Below are 2,655 nucleotides of genomic sequence, written 5' to 3'. Positions count from 1 at the left end.
GGGAATATACCTTTGCCGCCGGCAATTCTATGGGAGGCTACGGTGCTGTAAAGCTGGCACTGGGCATGCCGGATCAGTTCGGCAAGGCGGTATCTCTATCCGGGGCGTTGGATCTGGTCGGCATGGCAAAGCACACTCCTGCAACGCCCTTGATGCAGAATATTTTCGGCAGTACAGAACAGCTTACCGGCTCGGACAATGACCTGCTGGCACTGGCGGAGAAAACCTGTAAAACCCATACGAACCTGCCGAAGCTGCGGATCTGCTGTGGTACGGAGGATCCCCTGCTGCCCTTCAGCCGTTCTGCCAAGGCACGATTGGTCCAGCTGGGCTACGATGTGACCTATCAGGAAAGCCCCGGCGTTCACGACTGGGCATACTGGGATACTCAGATCCGGCAGGCGATCCCCTGGCTGCTGGAGGGTACGGAAATGTAGTCCACGCCCTGTAGCAGAGTAATAAACAAAAACAGCCTTACGATCCGAAAACCGTAAGGCTGTTTTACTGTGGAGCGGATGATGGGAATCGAACCCACGACATCAGCTTGGGAAGCTGAAGTTTTACCATTAAACTACATCCGCGAATGAAGGAATAAAGAGAATGACGTACAAAAATTGTACGTCATTCATGGTGCGGATAAGAGGACTTGAACCTCCACCCCCTTGCGAGGACTAGCACCTGAAGCTAGCGCGTCTGCCGATTCCGCCATATCCGCTTTTGTTTTTGTGTCATCTCCCTGACGACTATTATATTATAGCACGGGTTTCTCCAAATGTCAACCCTTTTTTGAAAAAACTCAAAAAATTTTTTAGGCATGTAAAACCGGGCTTTTCTTTGCATTTTCCCCGAAAATGTGCTATACTGTACAGTGAAATTGAAACCGAACACGAAAGGAGTCGGTCGGAGATCCGACCGGAAGCATCATGGCTATTTATCTGGACAACGCAGCAACCACCAAGCCCTGCCAGGCGGCGATCGGGGCCATCAACCAATGCCTGACAGAAAATTACGGGAATCCATCCTCCCTGCATCACGCAGGTTTGCAAGCCCAGCTGGCTATAGACGGGGTGCGCCGTACCCTGGCTTCCATCCTTGCCTGTGAACCGGGCTGCATCTACTTCACCTCCGGGGCAACGGAAAGCAACAATCTTGCCGTCCGTGGAGTTGCCGGGGCATATGGGAAGCACAAGCCCCGGGTCATCACCACCACTGTGGAGCATGCCTCTGTGCGGGAATCCTTCCGGCAGCTGGAGCAGGCAGGGTTCGAGGTAATCCGTATCGCCCCGGATTCCCACGGTGTGTTTGATCCCAACGCCTTTGTAGAGGCGGTAAACGAGCGCACCTGTCTGATCAGCATGATGCTGGTCAACAACGAGACCGGGCACATTCTCCCGGTGCGCCGGGTATTTTACGGTGCAAAGCGGAAGAATCCCCAGATCATCACCCACTGCGACGCCGTACAAGGCTTTCTGAAGGTGCCCATCCGCATTTCAGAGCTGAAGGCGGATCTGCTGTCCCTGAGCGGTCACAAGATCCACGCTGCCAAGGGCGTGGGGGCTTTGTATGTGCGGAAAGGCGTGCGGCTGACACCCCTGCTGTTCGGCGGAGAACAGGAGCATGGCATGCGCCCCGGCACGGAGCCTGTGCCCCTGATCGCCGGTATGGGTGCGGCGGCAGCGGAGCTTGCTCCCACCCTGGCACAGCGGAGCCAACGTGCTGCTGAGCTGCGTGCGTACCTGTTGGAACAACTGTCCCCTTTGCCAGGCATTACAGTGCATTCCCCGGAGGATGGCTCCCCCTATATTCTCAACTTCTCCGTGGCGAACATCCGGTCGGAGATCATGCTGCACTTTCTGGAATCCAAGGGTATTTATGTGTCCAGCGGTTCCGCATGCTCCAAGGGTGCCAACAGCGGCGTGCTGGAACAGTTCGGTGCCACCCGTGCCCAGGCGGACAGCGCCATCCGGGTCAGCCTTTGCCCGGAAAATGCCAAGCACGAGCTACGCAGTCTGGTGCAAGCCATTGCAGAGGGACAGGCAACCTTGAAAACTGCAAAATAGTGGGACGCTGCATAAAGATTGCGGATGATGTTCCGGCATACAAAAGCGCTCCGGCAGAAAACCGGAGTGCTTCTTTTATTTCTCGGAACGCTTCCGAAGGATCGCTGCCAGCAAAGAATACAAACCTGCTGCTGCCACCCAGATGATCCAGGTCAGATCCCAGCGATCGGTCAGAAAGCTGCATGCCAGATAGATCGCAGTGACGAGCACCCAATAGCCCCCGGACACGCCGAATGCCTTCTTGTTCCTGGGGGAATAATCTCCCTCCTGGAGCAGCTGCTGAAAGCTGTTCCAGACTGTGCCTACCCGGATAAAAAACGTAACGCCCACCGCAATCATCGCCAGCATGCCGCAGACCATACCGCACAGCAGCAGATCGTTTTCCTCGTCAATGAGGATCCCGGCAAAGAGGGGGATGACAGACAGTACGCATAAACAGGTGCCGATCACATTGTTCCGCACATAGGTTTCCCGGAATTGCTCCTTCCGCTCCCGCACCATACCGGTGACCCCATACTCCGTTTCAAAGGGTTCCTTCTCCAGGAATTCGTAGGAGGAGGTGCGGCTGCCGCTGAGGATGAACATGGCAGTTGCC

2 protein-coding genes, 2 tRNA genes and 1 pseudogene are annotated in these 2,655 nt (G+C 55.5%); 2 read left to right on the top strand and 3 right to left on the bottom strand.

What is annotated here, in order from left to right; translation table 11 throughout:
* The first annotated feature begins 29 nt into the window (after positions 1–29).
* Complete coding sequence (locus tag QVO51_RS07010; RefSeq protein WP_441295915.1) at positions 30–437, top strand: alpha/beta hydrolase; 408 nt, start codon at positions 30–32, stop codon at positions 435–437.
* 70 nt (positions 438–507) lie between these two features.
* On the opposite strand, the gene QVO51_RS07005 is transcribed toward QVO51_RS07010, so the two are convergent.
* Positions 508–581 (bottom strand) — tRNA-Gly (locus QVO51_RS07005).
* Positions 582–628: 47 nt separating this feature from the next.
* Positions 629–715, bottom strand: a tRNA-Leu gene (locus QVO51_RS07000).
* A 208-nt stretch (positions 716–923) separates the two neighbouring features.
* Between QVO51_RS07000 and QVO51_RS06995 the strand changes: the two genes are divergently transcribed.
* Complete coding sequence (locus QVO51_RS06995) at positions 924–2,060, top strand: cysteine desulfurase family protein (protein ID WP_022357805.1); 1,137 nt, start codon at positions 924–926, stop codon at positions 2,058–2,060.
* Between the two features lie 75 nt (positions 2,061–2,135).
* On the opposite strand, the pseudogene QVO51_RS06990 reads toward QVO51_RS06995, so the two are convergent.
* Positions 2,136–2,655: pseudogene (locus tag QVO51_RS06990) on the bottom strand (helix-turn-helix domain-containing protein); the annotation flags it as partial.

The sequence above is a fragment of the Ruminococcus sp. CAG:379 genome (genome assembly GCF_000434255.1).
Lineage (GTDB): Bacteria > Bacillota > Clostridia > Oscillospirales > Ruminococcaceae > Ruminococcus_F > Ruminococcus_F champanellensis.
This window is presented reverse-complemented; position numbering and strand designations above follow the sequence as displayed.

Excerpts from the sequence above, each read along its gene's own strand:
- QVO51_RS06995 (WP_022357805.1), top strand. The coding sequence starts at position 924 with ATGGCTATTTATCTGGACAACGCAGCAACCACCAAGCCCTGCCAGGCG.
- QVO51_RS07010 (WP_441295915.1), top strand. The coding sequence starts at position 30 with ATGGGAGGCTACGGTGCTGTAAAGCTGGCACTGGGCATGCCGGATCAG.